This is a genomic window from Oceanobacter antarcticus, assembly GCF_044962685.1.
Classification (GTDB): Bacteria; Pseudomonadota; Gammaproteobacteria; order Pseudomonadales; family Oceanobacteraceae; genus Oceanobacter; species Oceanobacter antarcticus.
The window spans coordinates 14,376-27,463 of the sequence record NZ_JBBKTX010000014.1; the positions used below are offsets into that span (position 1 = coordinate 14,376).

General features: G+C 52.5%; 9 protein-coding genes. 7 read left to right on the forward strand and 2 right to left on the reverse strand.

Translation table 11 applies throughout. The features are described 5' to 3' along the window. Nucleotides 1-127 precede the first annotated feature (127 nt). Nucleotides 128-1,813: a DNA repair protein RecN gene (recN, locus tag WG929_RS12090; protein WP_416206223.1), complete on the reverse strand. Its 1,686-nt coding sequence runs from the start codon at nt 1,811-1,813 to the stop codon at nt 128-130. Between the two features lie 159 nt (nt 1,814-1,972). Here recN and grpE point away from each other — a divergent pair, with 159 nt between their 5' ends. From grpE to dapB, 4 genes are all read left to right on the forward strand, one after another. Beyond that, complete coding sequence (grpE, locus tag WG929_RS12095; protein ID WP_416206224.1) at nt 1,973-2,566, forward strand: nucleotide exchange factor GrpE; 594 nt, start codon at nt 1,973-1,975, stop codon at nt 2,564-2,566. 155 nt (nt 2,567-2,721) lie between these two features. After that, entirely contained in the window at nt 2,722-4,623 is a 1,902-nt protein-coding gene (dnaK, locus tag WG929_RS12100; protein WP_416206225.1) for a molecular chaperone DnaK, read from the forward strand. A 104-nt stretch (nt 4,624-4,727) separates the two neighbouring features. Beyond that, nucleotides 4,728-5,849 (forward strand): molecular chaperone DnaJ, encoded by a 1,122-nt coding sequence (gene dnaJ / locus WG929_RS12105; RefSeq protein ID WP_416206226.1) that lies wholly within the window; start codon nt 4,728-4,730, stop codon nt 5,847-5,849. 95 nt (nt 5,850-5,944) lie between these two features. Then, complete coding sequence (dapB, locus tag WG929_RS12110; RefSeq protein ID WP_416206227.1) at nt 5,945-6,748, forward strand: 4-hydroxy-tetrahydrodipicolinate reductase; 804 nt, start codon at nt 5,945-5,947, stop codon at nt 6,746-6,748. 152 nt (nt 6,749-6,900) lie between these two features. Here dapB and WG929_RS12115 read toward each other — a convergent pair whose 3' ends face one another. Then, nucleotides 6,901-7,551 carry a TetR/AcrR family transcriptional regulator gene (locus tag WG929_RS12115; RefSeq protein WP_416206228.1) on the reverse strand — a complete coding sequence of 217 codons (651 nt, stop codon included), beginning with the start codon at nt 7,549-7,551 and terminating at the stop codon, nt 6,901-6,903. Between the two features lie 473 nt (nt 7,552-8,024). Here WG929_RS12115 and carA point away from each other — a divergent pair, with 473 nt between their 5' ends. From carA to greA, 3 genes are read left to right on the forward strand one after another with little or no spacing between them, the layout of a single operon-like run. Beyond that, nucleotides 8,025-9,185, forward strand: a complete 1,161-nt coding sequence (gene carA, locus WG929_RS12120; RefSeq protein WP_416206229.1) for a glutamine-hydrolyzing carbamoyl-phosphate synthase small subunit — start codon at nt 8,025-8,027, stop codon at nt 9,183-9,185. A gap of 19 nt (nt 9,186-9,204) precedes the next feature. Then, entirely contained in the window at nt 9,205-12,426 is a 3,222-nt protein-coding gene (gene carB / locus WG929_RS12125; protein WP_416206230.1) for a carbamoyl-phosphate synthase large subunit, read from the forward strand. Between the two features lie 25 nt (nt 12,427-12,451). Continuing rightward, a complete protein-coding gene (greA, locus tag WG929_RS12130) occupies nt 12,452-12,928 on the forward strand; it encodes a transcription elongation factor GreA (RefSeq protein ID WP_369855076.1) in 477 nt (158 codons plus the stop codon). The last annotated feature ends 160 nt before the right edge of the window (nt 12,929-13,088 follow it).

Sequence of the window (13,088 nt, forward strand, 5' to 3'; positions counted from 1 at the left end):
CTTGGAGGGATGGTATCCCTGTCGGTTTTGCAATTTCCCCCATAGCTGCGGACGACCATCCTGCGTCGTCCCTGGCATTCCCGCATTGAAGCCAGCCAGTATCAGCTTGAAGCGCTGGTGCGGTTCCTTATATGGCTGTCTGCTTAACCAGTGCCAGCATTTCTTCGGCATGATTCATGGTGCTGAGGGTAATGTCGACGCCTCCCAGCATTCGCGCAACTTCCCGAGTACGTTGAGTATCTCCGAGCTCCTGAATCCGGGTATGGGTATACTCATCACCGGAAATCTTGCTGACCAGAAAGTGTTGATGGGCTTGCGCTGCCACCTGAGGTTGGTGAGTGACACACATAACTTGTCCTCGTTCACCCAGGGATCGCATCAGGCGGCCAACCCGTTCTGCCGTGCCGCCACCGATGCCGACGTCCACTTCGTCAAAAATCATACAAGATATATCACTGGTTGCGGCAGTAACCACTTGGATAGCCAGGCTGATACGTGACAGTTCCCCCCCTGATGCCACCTTTGCCAGTGGCCCCGCTGGCATGCCTGGGTTGGTCTGCACCATAAACTGGATCTGGTCGAGACCCTGTTTGCCGGATTCTGCAGCTGACAAGGGTTCTATACGGGTTTCGAAATGTGTCCGTCCCAACGCCATTGCATCAAATTGGCTACATACATCAGCATCCAGCCTGGTTGCTGCGTTGATTCGGGCCTTGCTGAGCGTTTGCGCTTCGGTGATGTAGCGGTTTTCAAAGGTAATTACTCGTGCTTGCAATTCCGCGAGATCTTCGTCTGACAGGCTTAATTCCGCGAGAGTGGCTTCCTGCTGCTGCCAGTGATCGTACAGGTGGATGGGTTGAATCTGGTGTTTGCGTGCCATGCTGAAAATATCGCTGAGACGCTGTTCAACTTGCTGCAGGCGGTGAGGGTTAATATCAACCTGATCCAGATAGTGGCGTAAGGAGTTGCCCGCTTCTTCCAGTAGTATTTGGGCCTGCTGCATCAGATCGCGTGCTTCAACCAGACTGCTGTGCTGATCGTCAATACGCGCCAGTTGCTGATAGGCGATCCAGGCCATTTGAGCCGCACCCTGACCATCGCTGTCATCTCCGGTACTGGCTGCCAGTGCTTGTTGTCCGCCTAATAACATCGATTCAGCATTGGCCAGGCGTTTGTGTTCCAGCTCAAGGTCGGCCAGTTCGGTCGCGCCGATGGCCAGTTCTCGCAGCTCTTCAACCTGATAGCTGAGCAGTTGTCGCTGGGCTTGGATTTCACTGCTTTCTTCCTGCAATTGGCGCAGTCGTTTATGCAGTTGCTGCCATTGCTGGAAATAGTCAGCCACGGTTGTCGCCAGGGGTTTTAGATTGCCGAAGGCGTCGAGAATCTGGCGCGGAGCGTCTTTTTCCAGTAAGCGCTGGTGCGCATGCTGGGAGTGAACTTCAATCAGGTGCTGCGACAATTCGCGTAAATCATTGGCGGAAGCCGGGCGGCCATTGATATAGCCACGGGAACGACCCTCAGCAGAGACCACCCGGCGCAGCAATATGAGATCTTCCTCGTCAGGTATATCCCGGCAAGTCAGCCAGTTGCGGGCATTGGGTGTGGGGCAGAAGCTGGCGCAGATTTCCGCTCGTTCAGCTCCATGTCTGACCATGCCTGCATCGGCCCGTTGGCCCAGTGCAAGGCCGAGCGCATCCAGTAGAATTGACTTGCCTGCACCGGTTTCACCAGTGATGACTGCCATGCCTCGCTGGAATTCCAGTTCGAGGTGATCGACCAGTGCAAACTGGTGAATAGACAGATGGGTGAGCATGGAATAACTCCTTTATCTGAACGTATAACCAGTGTTTTTATATACAGTAGTAATTACTGTCAAGTGACAGTTTGAATTCTCTGCAAGTTATGCCCTTGAATCCGACGAGCGGAACCCCATATAGCTGCGAGCGCCATTTTTCGACGAGAGGAATATTTCATGTCAGACGAGCAAAAGATTCAGGACGAAGCCCTGCAAAACGAAGATCTTCAGCCTGAAGTAGCGATCGAAACCGAAGCGAGTGCAGAACCTGCCGCTGCTGGCATTGCCGATACAGAAATGCAGTTGGCAGCTGCCCAGCAAGAAATCGCTGATCTGAAAGAGCAGGTATTGCGCATTCAGGCAGAGATGCAAAACGTGCGTCGTCGTGCGGAGCTGGATGTAGAAAAAGCTCATAAGTTTGGGTTGGAAAAATTTGCCAATGAAATGGTTGCCGTTGTGGATAACCTCGAACGAGGTCTGGCAGCAGCACCAGAGGAAGAAGCCACCAAGGCTATTCGTGAAGGTATCGAGATGACCCTGAGCGGGTTTTTGTCGGCACTGGCCAAGTTTAATGTTGATGTGGTGGATCCGGTTGGGCATCCGTTTAATCCCGAGCACCATCAAGCCATGACGATGATCGAAAGTGCCGACGCCGAACCCAATTCTGTGCTCGCGGTGATGCAGAAGGGTTACGTATTGAACGGTCGTTTACTGCGTCCGGCGATGGTTGTGGTCAGCAAGGCTGCTCCTGCTATTGATGAAAATGCCTGATTGCATTGACTGCAAAAAATTAACGCCATGCCTTGAAAGCGCCAGCTTCGGACACATATACAGGTCATAGGCAAATACATGGCAACGGTCTTCGTTGCAATTGGTTTAAAGACAAGCAAGCAGTGATCACTGCTCGAGTTTTGGAGAGATTTATCATGGGTAAGATTATTGGTATTGACCTGGGAACCACCAACTCCTGTGTGGCGATCCTGGATGGTGGCAAGACCAGAGTGATTGAAAACGCTGAAGGTGATCGTACCACGCCTTCCGTCGTCGCTTATGCCGACGACGAAGTGCTGGTTGGCCAGTCAGCCAAACGTCAGGCGGTCACCAACCCGCACAACACCCTGTTCGCGGTCAAGCGTTTGATCGGCCGTCGTTTCAAGGATGATGTGGTTCAGAAAGACATCAAAATGGTGCCGTACAAGATCGTTGAAGCCAGCAATGGTGATGCTTGGGTAGAAGTGCGTGGCGAACAGTTTGCACCGCCACAGGTTTCTGCTGAAATCCTCAAGAAAATGAAGAAAACCGCAGAGGATTACCTCGGCGAAAGCGTGACTGAAGCCGTTATTACCGTACCGGCTTACTTTAACGATTCCCAGCGTCAGGCGACCAAAGATGCCGGCAAAATTGCTGGTCTGGAAGTCAAACGTATCATCAACGAGCCAACCGCTGCGGCATTGGCTTACGGAATCGATAAAGAAAGTGGTGATCGTACCATCGCGGTTTACGACCTGGGTGGTGGTACGTTCGATATCTCCATTATTGAAGTCGCTGACGTTGATGGTGAAAAGCAGTTTGAAGTTTTGGCCACTAATGGTGACACCTTCCTCGGTGGTGAAGATTTCGACATGCGCCTGATTGAATATCTGGCAGCCGAGTTCAAGAAAGACAGCGGTATCGATCTGCACAATGACCCACTGGCACTGCAGCGTCTGAAAGAAGGTGCTGAAAAAGCCAAGGTTGAATTGTCCAGCAGCCAGCAGACGGATGTGAACCTGCCTTATATTACGGCGGATGCAAGTGGTCCCAAGCACCTTAACGTCAAGGTTACCCGTGCCAAGTTGGAAAGCCTGGTGGAAGAGCTGGTCAAGCGCTCCCTGGAACCTTGTAAAATGGCGCTGAAAGACTCTGGTCTGTCTACCTCCGAGATTGATGAAGTGATCCTGGTGGGCGGTCAGACTCGTATGCCACTGGTACAGAAGAGTGTTGCCGATTTCTTCGGTAAGGAACCACGTAAAGACGTGAATCCTGATGAAGCGGTAGCGGTTGGCGCAGCGATTCAGGGTGCCGTGCTGTCTGGTGATGTAAAAGACGTGCTGCTGCTGGATGTTACCCCGCTGACCCTGGGGATCGAAACCATGGGTGGTGTTGCGACGCCAGTGATTGACAAGAACACCACCATTCCGACCAAAAAATCGCAAGTGTTCTCAACCGCTGATGACAACCAGACGGCGGTCACCATTCACGTGGTACAGGGCGAGCGCAAGCAAGCGACGCAGAACAAGTCACTGGGTCGGTTTGACCTTGCGGACATTCCGCCAGCACCTCGTGGTATGCCACAGATTGAAGTAACCTTTGATATCGACGCTAACGGTATTCTGAATGTCAGCGCGAAAGACAAGGCAACCGGTAAAGAACAGTCCATCATCATCAAGGCCTCTTCTGGTCTGAGTGATGCTGAGATCGAGCAAATGGTTGCAGATGCTGAAGCCAATGCTGAAGCAGACAAGCATTTTGAAGAACTGATTCAGGCTCGGAATACTGCCGATGGCATGATCCACGCGACTAAAAAGACGCTGGAAGAAGCGGGTGACAAGGCGAGTGCAGAAGAGAAGGAAGCGATTGAAAAAGCAATTGCTGATCTTGAAGTGGCACTCAAGGGCGATGACAAGGCTGAAATTGAAGCCAAAACCAACGCACTGACAGAAGCCTCTGGCAAGCTGGCACAAAAACTGTATGCCGAGCAGGCTCAGCCAGCCGGTGCGGATGCGGATTCTTCTTCTGCGGATGACGATGTTGTCGACGCAGAGTTTGAAGAAGTAAAAGACAAGTAAGACGACAGATGGGAGACGGGAGTCAGCTTACCTCTGGTAGGCTGACTCCCGTCTTGCGTCTCACATGGCTGGATCAATAGCTCCCATCTGAGGCAAGAAAGACAATGTCCAAACGAGATTATTACGAGATCCTTGGCGTTTCCAAAGACGTTGATGGCAAGGAACTTAAAAAGGCCTATCGCAAGCTGGCCATGAAGTATCACCCGGATCGTAACCCGGATGACAAGGATGCCGAAGCCAAGTTCAAGGAGGCGACGGAAGCCTACGAAATCCTGAATGACAGCCAGAAACGTGCGGCGTACGATCAGTACGGCCATGCCGGTGTGGATTCCAATGCGGGTGGTGGCTACGGTGGTGGAGCCAATGGCGCTGGTTTCAGCGATATTTTTGGCGATGTTTTTGGTGACATATTTGGCGGTGCTGGTGGCGGCCGTGGCGGTTCCCAGCGCGGTTCTGATCTGCGTTATACGCTGGAACTGTCGTTAGAAGAAGCCGTTCGTGGTGTCGAAAAGAAAGTACGGATTCCGACGCTGGTCAGCTGTGAAACCTGTCATGGCAGTGGTGCCAAACCAGGTACCAGCCCGAAGCAATGTTCAACCTGTAATGGCGTTGGCCAGGTTCGTATGCAACAGGGATTCTTTTCTGTGCAACAAACCTGTCCTACTTGTCGTGGCCAGGGCACGATCATTGAGGATCCGTGTAACAGTTGTCACGGTCGTGGCGTAAAAGAAGAAACCAAAACCCTGTCGGTTAAAATTCCGCCGGGTGTGGATACTGGTGATCGTATTCGTTTGTCTGGTGAAGGCGAGGCGGGTGCTATGGGTGGTCCTGCTGGTGACTTGTATGTTCAGGTCAGTGTGCGTGAGCATGCGCTGTTTCATCGCGACGGGCGTAACCTGTATTGTGATGTTCCCATCAGTATTGTTGATGCGGCACTGGGTGGTGATCTGGAAGTACCAACACTGGATGGTCGGGTACGTCTTAAAATTCCGGCAGAAACCCAGAGTGGCAAGCTGTTTCGCCTGAAAGGTAAAGGCGTAGCGCCGGTTCGTGGCGGTGGCGCGGGTGATCTGCTCTGTCGGGTACAGGTTGAAACTCCGGTGAGCCTGAACGATGAGCAAAAAGCTTTGTTGATGAAGTTTCAAGAATCATTAACGGGCGAAAAACACGCACCGCAAAAAAAGAGCTGGTTTGAAGGTGTAAAAAAGTTCTTCGAAGACGTTTGAGACCGCGCTGAGCGCAGTTGAAAACCGACATTCAAATAACAGCCCGCGGTTGGATATTGTGCCAACCCGGGCTTTGTTTTATCAGGAATCCAACAATGACACGAATTGCCATTACCGGTGCCGCCGGACGTATGGGAAGGGTGCTGATTCAGGCAGTTGATGCCGCCGAGGGGGCCGAAGTCGGCGCTGCGATTGTGCGTCATGATGACCCGATGCTGGGTCTTGATGCCGGTGCAATTGCCGGTTTGGGGAAAGACTTGGGTATCAGGGCTGTTGCCAGTTTGAGCGAGGTGGCTGACCAGTTTGATGTACTGATTGATTTTACAACACCGGCAGTAACGCTGGCCAACCTGTCATTCTGCCAGCAGCATGGCAAATGTATCGTGATTGGCACGACCGGTTTCAGTGATGATGAAAAAATCAGCCTGGCAGACTGTGCCACACAGACGGGTGTCGTCTTCGCGCCGAATTATTCTGTGGGCGTGAATCTGTGCCTGAATTTGCTGCGTATGGCCGCCAGAGTGATGGGTGAAGACAGTGATATCGAAATCATCGAGATGCATCATCGCCACAAGGTGGATGCCCCTTCTGGTACAGCCTTGCGTATGGGTGAAGTGGTTGCAGAAACCATGGGATGGGATCTGAATGAAGTCGCTTGTTATGGTCGTGAAGGTCAGACCGGAGCTCGGCCGCACCAACAAATTGGCTTTGAGACCATTCGTGGTGGTGATGTTGTCGGCGATCACACCGTGATGTTTGCCAGCGATGGTGAACGAGTCGAAGTGACCCATAAAGCCCAGAGTCGCATGACGTTTGCTCGTGGTGCCGTACGTTCGGCCTTGTGGATAACCGACCAGAAGGCCGGACTGTATGATATGCAGGACGTGTTGGGCTTCTGACTCGGCCCTGGTAACAAGCGCTTGATGACCTGCTTGCGTGACGATTACTACGTTAAAAATGACCGAGAAATGCTATTTATCACCTGTAAATGCCATTTCTTTGGTCATTTTTGACCTTGTATTTTAACCTCAAAAACGCTTTCGGTGATCTGTCAGTTCTGGTCGATTCTGCTGGACTTGCGTTCGCCTGATGGCGGCTGTTTCACCAACAACAGATGATCGATAGCGCGATTGACAAGAGCATTCATATCATCCGGTTTGCCCATCGGGTCAAACATCATTCCGGTCAACATTTGACTATTGCCCAGTACCCAGCGTGCGCGTTCATTAGCTGATAATCCCTGGTCGAGTTCATCGAGATTGATGGCGTCTTCAATCTGGATCGTCAATCGTTCCAGTAGTTCTGCTTGTAGCGACAGATATTGTGGCCAGACTTCTTCGCGTGGTGAGGCACTCCATTCGAGCCAGACCTTGATGTAATCCGGCTGCTCTTCGCACGCTTGCAAAAAACGCTGGAAGTAGTTACGAACCCGGGCCAGTGGAGTGGGTGCTTCAGAAAAAGCGGTTTCTGCCATCTCGTGCATAAAACGGGCGATTTCACCCAGCACATCGGTAACCAGTGCATCACGGGTCTTGAAATAATTGAATACAGTTGCTACCGATACCCCGCCAATTTCGGCGATGTCGGTATGTCCTCCACGCCCAATACCACGGCGAGAAAAGACCTCAACAGCGTACAGCAATAGCAGCCGCTTGCGTTCCTCGGGGGCCAAGCGGCGGCGTCCATCAACAGCAACAGGCATGAAAATCCCTCATGTGTGTATTTTATATTTTGTATGCCTGAATCCAGAGCGTTGATACGTGTTCGACATCGACCAGTATTCGGTGAAAAATCGATAAACTAATCAGCAGCTGGCTCATCCATGGTTACTATGTAAAGAATTACCCCTACTTGTGGGAAGTAAAATACCGTTTAAAATTGTATGTAACGATGTGTAACTGATATGTCACACAAGAGTACGCAGTTCAAATTCCCGGGATTTAAAACGTAACCTGTTCCCGTCTTGCCTTCGACACCGTGGACAAAAAATCTCTTTTTGCGTATAATTCGCGGTTAATCAAAGCTCGGAGCTTCTCAAGCAGAAGTGACCGACCATTACATAATTTCTGAAATTAGCGGAATGCCGATGAGCGGATCAGCATTCCGCTTTTTTACGCATGGGGTACCCGCCTAGTACCTCGCTTCGCCTGTTTTTCTTTGCTCGGGGATACCGTTTTGTCTACGCCAGCCATTCTAGCTCTTGAAGACGGCAGCTTGTTTAAAGGCACCAGTATCGGTGCTTTGGGAACGTCTGTTGGAGAGGTTGTTTTCAACACGTCCATGACCGGTTATCAGGAAATCCTGACTGACCCGTCCTACACCAATCAAATCGTTACACTTACTTACCCACACATTGGCAGCTACGGTACCAACAGCGAAGACGTTGAGTCCGCTGGCATCGCCGCCAAAGGGCTGATTATTCGTGACTTGCCATTAACGGCGTCCAACTTTCGTAGCGAGCAGGCGCTTGATGAATACCTGCGAGCCAATAATGTGGTTGGGCTGGCGGATATCGATACCCGCCGCCTGACCCGTATTCTGCGTGAAAAGGGTTCCCTTAATGGTTGTCTGCTTGCCGCAGACGATGCCTGGAGTGATGCAAGTCAACAACAGGCACTGGCAGAAGCCGCCGCTTTTCCTGGCCTGAAAGGCATGGATCTGGCCAAGGAAGTTACAGTTAACGCACCTTACCGCTGGACCCAGACCGACTGGGCACTGGGCAAGGGCTATGGCGAACAGACCGAGACCCGATTCAAAGTTGTCGCCTACGATTTTGGTGTCAAGTACAACATTCTGCGCCTGCTGGCTGAACGAGGCTGTGAACTGACCGTTGTTCCGGCGCAAACATCGGCTACCGAGGTGCTGGCGATGAATCCAGATGGCATTTTTCTGTCGAATGGCCCCGGCGACCCGGAACCCTGCACCTATGCAATTGACGCCATCCGGCAAATTCTGGAGACCGAAATTCCGGTATTCGGCATTTGTCTGGGTCACCAGTTACTGGCACTGGCTTCGGGTGCGACAACGTTGAAGATGAATCTCGGCCATCACGGAGCCAACCACCCGGTACAGGATCTGGCCACTGGCAAGGTAATGATCACCAGTCAGAACCATGGCTTTGCGGTCGATGAAAGCTCGTTGCCAAACAACCTCAAGGCAACCCACAAGTCACTGTTCGACGGTACGCTGCAAGGTATCGCCCGTACTGACAAGCCAGCCTTCAGCTTTCAGGGACACCCTGAAGCCAGCCCTGGCCCTCGTGACGTAGCACCGCTGTTCGACCACTTTATTGATCTGATTGAAACCGCCAAAGCCAAAGCCAAGGCCAACGGATAACTACAGGACTGACTGAGTAATGCCAAAACGTACTGACATCAACAGCATTCTGATCATTGGCGCTGGCCCCATTGTTATCGGCCAGGCGTGTGAATTTGACTACTCCGGTGCCCAGGCCTGTAAAGCCCTGCGTGAGGAAGGCTATCGCGTCATTCTGGTCAACTCCAACCCCGCCACTATCATGACCGATCCATCGATGGCGGATGCGACCTATATCGAGCCGATTACCGTTGAAGCTGTTGCCAAAATTATTGAGAAAGAACGCCCCGACGCACTGTTGCCTACCATGGGTGGTCAGACGGCACTGAACTGCGCCCTGGGCCTGGAAAAGGCTGGCGTACTGGAACAATTCGGTGTGGAAATGATCGGCGCCAATGCCGATACCATCGACAAGGCAGAAGACCGTGATCGCTTTGACCAGGCGATGAAAAAAATTGGTCTGGCGTGCCCTCGTGCCGGGATTGCCCATACTCTGGAAGAAGCGCGTGAAGTGCAAAAAACGCTGGGTTTTCCCTGCATTATTCGCCCTTCTTTTACCATGGGTGGCACCGGTGGCGGTATCGCCTACAACAAGGAAGAGTTTGAAGAAATCTGTACTCGTGGTCTGGATTTGTCACCAACCAGCGAGTTGCTGATCGACGAGTCGCTGATTGGCTGGAAAGAGTACGAGATGGAAGTGGTGCGCGACAAGAACGACAACTGCATCATCGTTTGTGCCATCGAAAACTTTGATGCCATGGGCGTTCATACCGGTGATTCCATTACCGTTGCCCCGGCACAAACCCTGACCGACAAGGAATACCAGATCATGCGCGACGCCTCGCTGGCGGTACTGCGCGAGATCGGGGTGGAAACCGGTGGTTCCAACGTCCAGTTCGGTGTCGATCCAAAAACCGGCCGCATGGTCGTGATCGAGATGAACCCGCGGGTGTCGCGTTCTTCGGCACTGGCGTCCAAGGCAACCGGCTTTCCGATCGCCAAGGTGGCTGCCAAATTGGCGATTGGATACACTCTGGATGAGCTGCAAAACGATATTACCGGTGGTGCAACACCGGCATCGTTTGAGCCATCGATCGACTATGTTGTAACCAAGATCCCTCGTTTTACCTTCGAAAAATTCCCCCAGGCTGATGGCCGCCTGACGACCCAGATGAAATCCGTGGGTGAGGTGATGGCCATTGGCCGTACTCAACAGGAGTCGCTGCAAAAAGCCCTGCGTGGTCTTGAAGTTGGCTCCTCCGGATTTGATCCGAAAGTCAACCTGGCCGACGAAGGCGCGCGGGACAAGGTTGTCTCTGAACTGGTGACGCCGGGTGCCGAGCGTATCTGGTACGTCGGGGATGCCTTCCGCATGGGCCTGACGGTGGATGAAATTTACCAGTATTCAGGCATTGACCCCTGGTTCCTGGTACAGATCGAAGATTTGATCAAAGAAGAAGCCAGTGTTTCGGCCAGCAGCCTGACGGTACTGGATGCCAGCGCGGTCTTGCGACTGAAACGCAAGGGTTTTTCCGATCAGCGTCTGGCGACTTTGTTGGGAATTTCCGAAAAAGCGTTTCGCAAGCATCGTCAGAAGCTGAATATCCGCCCGGTCTACAAGCGTGTTGATACCTGCGCCGCTGAATTCTCGACCGATACTGCCTACATGTACTCGACCTACGAGGAAGAGTGCGAATCGAACCCGACCGACCGCGACAAGATTATTGTGCTCGGTGGTGGCCCGAACCGCATTGGTCAGGGTATCGAGTTTGACTATTGCTGCGTGCACGCAGCGTTGGCGGCGAAGGAAGAAGGGTACGAGGCCATCATGGTCAACTGTAACCCGGAAACGGTTTCGACCGATTACGACACCTCCGACCGCCTGTACTTTGAACCGGTGACGCTGGAAGACGTGCTGGAAATCGTCGAGAAAGAAAAACCCAAGGGCGTCATTGTACAGTACGGTGGTCAGACACCACTGAAGCTGGCCAACGAACTGGAAGCTTGTGGTGTACCCGTGATTGGTACGTCGCCTGAATCGATTGACCGTGCCGAAGATCGCGAGCGTTTCCAACAAATGATCCAGCGTTTGGGTCTCAAGCAACCAGTGAACGCCACCGTAACCTCTGCCGAAGAAGCAGTGGCTCGCGCTGCCGACATCGGTTATCCGCTGGTGGTTCGCCCGTCCTATGTTCTGGGCGGTCGGGCGATGGAGATTGTCAGTAACGAGAAGTCCTTGCGTCGCTACATGAACGAAGCAGTACGGGTTTCCAATGATTCGCCGGTGCTGCTCGACTACTTCCTGGATCGCGCGATCGAAGTGGACATTGACGCCGTTTGTGACGGCGAAGAAGTCGTGATTGGTGCCATCATGCAGCATATTGAGCAAGCCGGTATTCACTCGGGTGACTCGGCCTGTTCATTGCCACCTTACAGCCTGCCAGCGGATGTTCAGGATCTGATGCGTGAGCAAGTGAAAGCGATGGCGCTGGAGTTGGGTGTTGTTGGTCTGATGAATACCCAGCTGGCTTATCAGGACGGTGAAATCTACGTGATTGAGGTAAACCCTCGCGCATCCCGTACTGTGCCATTTGTATCCAAGTGTATCGGCGTTTCCCTGGCCGCTGTGGCGGCCAAAGTGATGATGGGCCGTTCACTGGCGGATCTGGGCTTTACCAAGGAAATCATTCCGTTGTATTTCTCTGTGAAAGAAGCGGTATTTCCATTTAACAAGTTCCAGGGTGTTGACCCGATTCTTGGCCCGGAAATGAAGTCTACCGGGGAAGTCATGGGTGCTGGAAAAACCTTCGGCGAAGCCTTTTTCAAGGCTCAGTTGGGGGCCGGTGCCGATTTACCCGTCGGTGGTACCGCTTTCCTGTCTGTCCGCGAAGCCGACAAGTCCGGTCTGGTGGCGGTTGCCAGAGGGCTGGTGGAATGTGGTTTTGAACTGGTGTGTACCGATGGCACCCGTCGTGTCCTGGAGGATGCCGGGGTGCAGTCCAGCCGCATCAACAAGGTAACTCAGGGCCGTCCACATATCGTGGACACAATTAAAAACGATGGTATTGATCTGATCGTCAATACTACCGACGGTGCCCAGGCTATCGCAGACTCGGCAGACATTCGTCGCAGCGCCTTGCAACACAAGGTGTATTACACCACCACATTGGCGGGTGCAGAGGCCATTGTTGAAGCGCTGCGTTCCGAAGGTCTGAAAGACGTTCATCGTCTGCAAGATCTGCATGCCAGTATCGGCCAATAAACCAAGCTATCAGGAGTCAATGCAAATGCAGAAGTTTCCTATGACCCTCGAAGGGGAAAAGGCATTGCGCGACGAGTTGCAGCGCCTGAAAAGTGTCGAACGTCCGACTGTTATCCAGGCAATTGCGGACGCGCGCGAGCACGGTGATCTCAAGGAGAACGCCGAGTATCACGCCGCCCGCGAGCAGCAGGGTTTTATTGAAGGTCGTATCCAGGAGATTGAAGGCAAGCTCTCCAATTGCCAGGTGATCGACATCAAGACCATTCCGCGGACTGGCAAGGTGCTGTTCGGTGTGACGGTGACCATTATCAATGTCGATACTGATGAAGAAGTGGAATACAAAATCGTCGGTGATGATGAAGCGGATATCAAAGCCAATCGTATTTCTGTTTCATCGCCGATTGCTCGTGCCCTGATTGGCAAGGAAGAGGGCGACACCGTGGTCGTCAAGATTCCCAGTGGCAGCGTGGAATATGAAATCGATCAGGTCAAACACCTCTGACCTGTGACCGCCGGATTGTCAAGTCGCCTCCTTCGGGAGGCGTTTTTGTATCCGGGAATTGTCGGCCTTAGATTCGGATCTTGAAATTGCTTTGTGGTAGCCTTTTCCTGCGAACACAACTTTTTCAAACAGGCCTGTTTTAAAACGGCCTTTTGAGCAT